The following is a 6,557-nucleotide window of genomic DNA, read 5'->3' on the forward strand; positions in this document are numbered from 1 at the left end:
ACTCCGTCGACGTCAAGGGCGACAAGCCCCAGTTCAGCTGGAACGAAGCCGACGTCCTGAACTGGAACACCAAGAAGCCCTACGACTTCTGACGGGCACAGCCGCGGGCTCCGGTCATGGAAAAGCCCGGCTCCGCCCGGCCTCGGCGCCATCGCCCAGCAGGGTGCACCGTCCGGGCGCAGGCGGCTGACTCCGGCTCACCAGAGCGCCATGCCCGTTGTGCGTAGATATCCTGCGAAATGTGATCAAGCTTGGACGAGTGAGCCTCCGCCGTAGCCACGGCCGGAGGCTCACTCTGCTGTCTCCGGTGATCCTGACGGTTGTCATCGCCGGCCTGGCGTACGCCACTCCCCCGGAACTGGCTTTCAGCCGGCTCCTGCCCGCAGCGCCGGCCCTCGCCGCCGCCATGTGGCCCGTGCTCCCCACCGTCCTGCTGGGGACGGTCTGCCTGCTGCTCATGATCGGCCTCGGCATCGTGTTCCCCGGCCTGGGGACGTGGTGGACGGCGGCGGGGATCGTCGCCGTCACCGTGGCAGCCGCGTACGGAAGTCATGTCCGGCTCCGGCGGGAGCAGACCCTGTTCCAGGTCCGGCTCGTCGCCGACGCGGCGCAGCAGGTCGTGCTGAGCCCGATGCCGCACCGCATCGGGAGCGTCGAGATCGAGGCGCTGTATCTCGCGGCTGCGGCGGAGGCCAGTATCGGCGGCGACTTCTACGAGGTGGTCAACACGAAGTACGGGGTCCGGCTGCTCATCGGCGATGTGCGGGGCAAGGGTCTGCCGGCGGTGGGCTCGGCCGCGGCGATGGTCAACTCCTTCCGCGAGGCGGCCTACGACGAGGCCGACCTGGTCAATATCGCGCGTCGCCTGGAGGCCAGCAGTACCCGTTACAACGCCGCCTTTGCCCCCGAGGGCATGATGGAGCGCTTCGCCACCGCCCTTCTCGCCGAGATCCCGCACGGGGGCCGCAGTATCGGAATCCTCAACTGCGGGCATCCCCCGCCGCTGCTCCTGAACGGCGGGGAAGTCCGCGCCCTGGAGCCCACCGCCCCCTCGCCGCTTCTCAACCTCGCGGAGCTGATCGGTGATCACTACACCATCGACACCTTCGCCTTCACCCCCGGCGACCTGCTGTTCCTCTACACCGACGGGGTCGCCGAGGCCCGCGGCCACGACGGCGAGTTCTTCCCGGTGACCTCCTGGCTGCGCCGACAGCCCCCGGGACACCCCGGCGAACTGCTCAACGCTCTCCACCATGACCTCCTCCACTACAGCAGAGGACGCCTCGACGACGACATCGCCGCCCTCGCCGTGTGCTTGTGCGCCCCTACCGAGCGACTCGACGGCCAGAGGGATCAGCCCGCTTAGCCCGGATCCACCGGTCGTCGTACTCGGCGACGCCCCGCTCACCACCTGACGGGAAGTTCCGCCACGCCCCCCAGCTGGGCGTGCGGAGTGACGCTGCGCACCTGGTGGTCGGGGTCCAGGTGGAGGGTGGGGATGCGGTGCAGCAGGGTGGTGAGGGCGATTTCCATTTCGACGCGGGCCAGGTTCTGGCCGACGCACTGGTGGATGCCGTAGCCGAAGGCGACGTGGCGGCCGGCCTTGCGGTGGACGTCGAGGGTGTCGGGGGCTTCCCAGGTGTCGGGATCCCGGTTCATCAGCATCGTCGAGAAGATCACGCCGTCGCCGGCTCTGATCGTGTGGCCTGCGACGTCGATGTCCGCGGTGGCGACGCGGAGGAGGGCGTCGGTGACGGAGGTGAGGCGCATCAGTTCCTCGACGGCGCCCGGCACCAGGGCGGGGTCGCTGCGTAACCGGTCGAGCTGGTCCGGGTGTTCCAGGAGGGCGTGGAGGGAGGTCGCGAGGGTGACGGCGGTGGTGTCGTTTCCTCCGGTGATCAGGACCATGCACATCATGGCGAGGTCGCCGATGTCCGCGTCGCCGAGCGGCTGGTGGTGGGCGATGAGGTCGTCGATGACGCCTTCGCCGGGGGTCAGGTGCCGGGAGGCGAGCAACTCTTCGAGGCGGGTGAGGAGTTGGTGGTAGGTCTGTTCGGCCTGGCCGGTGTTGCCCTCGCCGGAGAGGGTGAGCATGCGTTTCGCCAGTCCGGCGAGTTCCGGGCGCCGCTCGGGCGGCACGCCCAGGAGCGTGAAGGTCGCTTCGGAGGCGAGCGGCAGCGTGTAGGCGCCGACCAGTTCGGCCCGGTTCCCGGCGGCCAACATGGCATCGGTCAGTTCCGCCGCGGCCCGTTCGATGTGCGGGCGCTGCGCGGCGATCCGGCGGATGCCGAACCCGGAGGCCAGCAGCCTGCGTTGGCGGGCGTGCAGGGGGTCGTCGACGCCGATCAGCGGGAGCTGCGGGACCTGTTGGTCGGCCATCTCCTGCATCAGGCAGGGGAAGGAGGGGTGGCTGGTGTCGGCGGAGAGGCGCGGGTCGGGCAGCAGGGCGCGGCCTTCGGCGTTGCCGGTGACGAGCCAGGCGCCGCGCCCGTCGTACAGCGTCACCCGCGTCAACGGCCGTCCCTCGCGCAGCGCCTGATACCCGTCGGGCATCCGGTACGGGCAGCTGCGCTCCATCGGATAGGCCGGGCCGTGGGCTGTGGCTGATGGGGTGTTGGCGGTGGCGTTCACGTTCTTCCTCACCTCGTGGGCTCCGTGCCCGGTGGGTCGGCCGTGGCCTCGGCGCGCCACGGGCGCGGTGATGCGGTCGATCCGGCAGGGTGGTCCGGCCGGACGCGTACGTCGCTTGAGCAGACCTGTCGACAGGTTGCTCCCCTTCTGACACCCGGTGCTGCGCTGAGTGCCGACGTTCATGCGTACGGGGGCGGTGGTCGGTCAGGCGTTCGCCGGTGGGTCCGGGCGTGGGCGGCACCGGTCCTGACGTCCTGCGGGTGCGGTCCGCGCTCCGCCTCACCGGTGCGGTCGCGGCGCCGCACCGGCCCGCCGCACCGCGTTCGTTTCGCACGTACGGGTGGATTGGCCTCTTTTTGTGGGGACTTGGCGGAGTGTGCGCGGAACCATGGCGGGCAGGTCCTTGCGGAGGTCATCGCCCATGGGCCGCACGGAAGCGGAAGCGGGCCGACGGGTGACCCGCGCACACCGGCCTTCTCCCGTGCCCCGGCCGGGCGGCCTCACGCCCCCGGAAGGAGGTCAGGGACGGGGAGGACCGGCCAGGTCCAGGAGGATTCATGTCCGACACCGACGGCACCGCCGTGGAGCCCAGCGACCACGCGTTGGTGCCGATGCACTGTCTGAAGCTCCCCGAACCGGGCCCGCCCCGGCGCACGACGCTGCCCAACGGCACCCCCGTCTGGCTCATCACCCGCTACGGGGACGTCCGCAAGGTGCTCACCGACGCACGGTTCACCCGTTCCCTGCTGTTCGCACCGGACGCCCCGCCGCTCACCGACAACCTCAACCTGGGCAATGACCCGGACTCGATGTTCAACAAGGACGGACAGGAGCACCTGCGGGTGCGCCGCACCATCCAGCGGGCGTTCACCCCGCGGGCGATCGAACGCTGGCGGCCTTGGGTCACCTCCGTCGTCGACGGGTTGCTGGACGAACTCGTCCGGCGCGGCGCGCCCACGGATCTGATCACCGGCTACACCCTGCCCCTGCCGGTAGCCGTGATCAGCAGGCTGATGGGCATGGAGGAGCTGCGCACCGAACAGCTTCGGCACTGGTCCGAGCATGCCTTCGCGGGTGCGGGGCGGGACGCTCAGGACGTGGCGGTGGCGCTGCGGGAGTTCTCCGCTTTCGCGGCCGAACTCCTCGCCGAGCGGCGCGGCTCGCCGGGCGACGACCTGGTCAGCACCCTGGTCCTGACCGCCGACCGCAACGGCGGGATCCCGGAGACGCAACTGGTCAATCTGGTCTGCGGCTTGGTGGTGGCAGGGCACGAAACGACGCTGACGGTCCTGGGCAACGCCATGCTCTACCTGCTGGGCGAGCGTCCGGAGACCTGGGCCCGGATCGGCTCCGACGAGGAAGCGGCCGGTCTGCTGGCGGACCGGCTGCTGCATCTCATCCCGCTCGGCGACTACGGGGACCGGCCCGGCAGCCTCCTTCGGACCGCCGAGGACGTCGAAGTCGGCGGCGTCCGCATCCGGGCCGGCGAAGTGGTCGCGGCGGACCGCAGTGCGGCCAACCGGGATCCCGAGGTCTTCCCGAGTGCCGCGCACGGCAGCCTGTTCGCGCCTCTGGAGGGGCCGACCCTGGCCTTCGGAGCCGGTCAGCACTACTGCCCCGGCACCTGGCTGGCCCGCCTGCAACTGCGGCTGGCCCTCAACCGGCTGGCCGCCCGGCTTCCTGACCTGCGCCTCACCGTGCCGTTGTCCGCCGTCGAGTGGCGGCTCGGCACCACCACCCGCAGCCCGCTGAGTCTCCCGGCGGCCTGGTGAGCCCTGGGGAGGCTCACCAGGCCGGGTGATCGGCACCCTGGCGCCGGGACGACGTGGAGTTACCCGCCACCGCCCGCGGGGGCGGTGGCGGCCGGGAGGGGGCCGTCGGGGCGCAGGCCCAGGTTCAGGTGGATTTCCTGGGCCGCTGTTGATTTGTTGAGGGTGATGTAGTGCAGGCCGGGGGCGCCCTCGTCCAGGAGGGCCCGCGCCATTTCGGTGGCGTGGTCCACGCCTATCCGGTGCGCGGCCCCGGCGTCGTCGCGGGCGCCTTCCAGCCGCCGTGCCAGTGCCTCCGGGAAACGGGCGTTGCTCAGTTCGGCGAACCGCTTGATCTGCCGGAAATCCGTGGCCGGCATGATCTCGGGAATGATCGGGATATCGCAGCCGGCGGCCACGACGCGGTCCCGGAGCCGCAGATAGTCGTCGGCGTGGAAGAACATCTGGGTAATGGCGTAGTCGGCGCCCGCCCGGCATTTGGCGACGAAGTGACGGATGTCGCTTTCCCAGTCGGGCGAGCGCGGGTGCCGCTCGGGGAAGGCCGCCACCCCGACGCTGAAATCGCCGCACTGACGGACCAGGGAAACCAACTCTTCGGCATAGGTGAGACCTTGCGGACTCGGCACCCAGGGGCCGCGCGGGTCGCCCGGTGGGTCGCCGCGCAGTGCCAGTACGTCACCGATCCCGGCGTCCGCGTACTGCCCGATGATGTTCCGCAGTTCCTGGACCGAATGCCCCACCGCGGTGAGATGCGCGACGGGCCGCAGCGTCGTCTCGGCGGCGATCCGTTCCGTCACGGCCACCGTACGGTCGCGGGACGAGCCACCCGCGCCGTAGGTCACCGACACAAAGGTCGGGGAGAGCGTTTCGATTCGCCGGATCGCGTTCCACAGGGCGCGTTCGCCCGCATCGCTCTTGGGCGGGAAGAACTCGAACGAGTAGGAACGCCGGCCGGCGGCGAGTATGTCGCGCACCCGGGGCCGTGCCGGGTGCGCGAATTCAGCGGGCCCGGCATTCACAGCGCTTCCTCCAGGTGGGCCCCGATCTCGTCGGCGACCGCCGTCCCGTACGCCTTGTCCATCTTCGCCGTCAGGTGCTCGGCGGACAGTTCGTACTCCTGGGTGCCTATGGATCCCAGGACAACGGATGCCAGCGCACAGCCCAGTTGGGCGGCCCGCTCGTACGGCCATTCCCAGGCCGCACCGGCGAGGAAACCCGACCGGAAGATGTCACCCGCGCCCGTCGGATCCAGAATGTCGCCGGTGGGTACGGCCGGGACGGTGCATTCGGGTTCCCCGGCGCGGGCAATCGTCGCGCCCCGCGGCCCGAGCGTGGTGATCCAGGTGCCGACCCGTTCGAGGATTTCCCGCGCGGTCCACCCGGTACGTTCCCTGAGCAGCGCGGCCTCGTATTCGTTGGTGAACAGGAAACGCGCCCCCGCCACCAATTCCCGGGCCGCCTGGCCGTCGAGGCGGGCGAGTTGCTGCGACGGGTCGGCCGCGAAGGCGATGCCGGACTCCCGGCATTCGGCGGTGTGGCGGCGCATCGCCTCGGGGTCGTTGGGCGCGACCACCACCAGATCCAGTCCCTCGCGGAACGCCGGTGCCAGCGCGATATCCCGTGCCTCGGACATGGCGCCCGCGTAGAACGTGGCGATCTGCCGCTGCTCGGCGTCCGTGGTGCAGACGAAACGTGCGGTGTGCAGCGAGGCACTGACCCTTATCCGCTCGGTTTCCACGCCGTTGGCGGCCAGCCACTGAAGGTAATCGGCGGCGTCGCGTCCCACTGCGCCCAGCAGTGCGGGGCTCATTCCCAGCCGGGCGAGCCCCAGCGCGATATTGGCACCGACCCCGCCCTGCCTGATCTCCAGTTTGTCGGCGAGGAACGACAGGGAGACCTTGTCGAGATGTCCGTCCAGCAATTGGTCGGAAAACTTGCCGGGGAAAACCATCAGATGGTCGGTGGCGATGGACCCCGTGACAGCGATACGCATATCTCTCTCCGGACCTGGGCTCGAAGGCGGTGGGCTCAGGAGCCGGCGACCGTGCGCAGGGCCGCGGCCCGGTCGGTGCGCTCCCAGGGGAAGTCGTCCAGCTCGCGGCCGAAGTGCCCGTAAGCCGCGGTCTGCGCGTAGATCGGGCGGAGCAGGTCCAGGTC

Annotated in this window: 6 protein-coding genes; 2 read left to right on the forward strand and 4 right to left on the reverse strand. The window is 70.4% G+C overall.

Annotated features, from left to right (window positions below; genetic code table 11):
* Positions 1 to 307: 307 nt before the first annotated feature.
* Entirely contained in the window at positions 308 to 1,366 is a 1,059-nt protein-coding gene (locus tag ACGFNI_RS35790; protein ID WP_393689917.1) for a PP2C family protein-serine/threonine phosphatase, read from the forward strand.
* 38 nt (positions 1,367 to 1,404) lie between these two features.
* Here ACGFNI_RS35790 and ACGFNI_RS35795 read toward each other — a convergent pair whose 3' ends face one another.
* The gene (locus tag ACGFNI_RS35795; protein ID WP_393689919.1) at positions 1,405 to 2,643 is read right to left on the reverse strand and encodes a cytochrome P450; all 1,239 of its coding nucleotides are present in this window, start codon (positions 2,641 to 2,643) and stop codon (positions 1,405 to 1,407) included.
* A 545-nt stretch (positions 2,644 to 3,188) separates the two neighbouring features.
* On the opposite strand from ACGFNI_RS35795, the gene ACGFNI_RS35800 reads away from it, so the two are divergent.
* Positions 3,189 to 4,403 (forward strand): cytochrome P450, encoded by a 1,215-nt coding sequence (locus ACGFNI_RS35800; protein ID WP_393689921.1) that lies wholly within the window; start codon positions 3,189 to 3,191, stop codon positions 4,401 to 4,403.
* Positions 4,404 to 4,462: 59 nt separating this feature from the next.
* Here ACGFNI_RS35800 and metF read toward each other — a convergent pair whose 3' ends face one another.
* The 3 genes from metF to ACGFNI_RS35815 all read right to left on the reverse strand — a co-directional run.
* Positions 4,463 to 5,374: a methylenetetrahydrofolate reductase [NAD(P)H] gene (gene metF / locus ACGFNI_RS35805; protein ID WP_393689924.1), complete on the reverse strand. Its 912-nt coding sequence runs from the start codon at positions 5,372 to 5,374 to the stop codon at positions 4,463 to 4,465.
* Positions 5,375 to 5,415: 41 nt separating this feature from the next.
* The gene (locus ACGFNI_RS35810) at positions 5,416 to 6,393 is read right to left on the reverse strand and encodes a carbohydrate kinase family protein (protein ID WP_393689923.1); all 978 of its coding nucleotides are present in this window, start codon (positions 6,391 to 6,393) and stop codon (positions 5,416 to 5,418) included.
* Between the two features lie 35 nt (positions 6,394 to 6,428).
* The coding region (locus ACGFNI_RS35815; protein ID WP_393689926.1) for a methionine adenosyltransferase domain-containing protein at positions 6,429 to 6,557 on the reverse strand (129 nt) is incomplete at its 5' end.

It is taken from the genome of Streptomyces sp. NPDC048644 (assembly GCF_043199105.1).
GTDB lineage: Bacteria > Actinomycetota > Actinomycetes > Streptomycetales > Streptomycetaceae > Streptomyces.